We start from the raw sequence: 692 nt of genomic DNA on the forward strand, positions 1-692 counted from the left end.
TCATCAGGCGGCGGTTGGCCAGGCCGGTGAGGGCGTCGTGCAGGGCCATGCGCTGGGCGGCTTCTTCGATGCGCTTGCGCTTGGTGATGTCGGCGCGGATGGCGATGTACTGCTCGGGCAGGCCATCCTTGCCGATGAAGGGCATGATGGTGCTCTGCACCCAGTACAGCGAGCCATCCTTGGCGCGGTTGCACACCTCGCCACTCCACACCTCGCCATGGCTGATGGTGCGCCACAGGTCCTGGAAAAATTCGCGTGGATGGTGGCCGGAGTTGATCATTTTGTGGGTGCGGCCGACCAGCTCGCTGCGGGCGTACTGGGAGATGGCGCAGAACTTGTCGTTAACCTGGGTGATTACTCCGCGGGCATCGGTGATGGCGACGATGGCGTGGGCATCCAGGGCGGCCTTGATCTCGGCGATTTCACGCAGTGAGTCAATCAACTGTCGGCGATTGTGCTCGCGTTCGCTGGTGTCGGTGAAAATCGCCAGCACCCCGGCTTCGCGGCCGCTGACCTGGCGTTCCGGCACCACCAGGCAGGAGGCATAGGCGCTGTTGCCGTCCGGGCGGACGTATTCCAGATCCAGGTCACTGCGCACGCCTTCCAGGGCTTTAAACAGATGCGGTTTGATCTGCTCAGCGACGTCGCTGAGTAGCAGGTCGCTGATGGTTTCACCGATCAAGTTTTCCGGA

General features: G+C 62.4%; 1 protein-coding gene. It reads right to left on the reverse strand.

Annotation, left to right across the window (positions count from 1 at the left end):
- Positions 1 to 692, reverse strand: a 692-nt coding sequence (locus N1078_RS19470; protein ID WP_274089706.1) for a PAS domain S-box protein, incomplete at both ends; no start/stop codon positions are given.

The organism is Pseudomonas sp. MIL19 (assembly GCF_028680365.1).
Taxonomy (GTDB): Bacteria; Pseudomonadota; Gammaproteobacteria; order Pseudomonadales; family Pseudomonadaceae; genus Aquipseudomonas; species Aquipseudomonas spirodelae.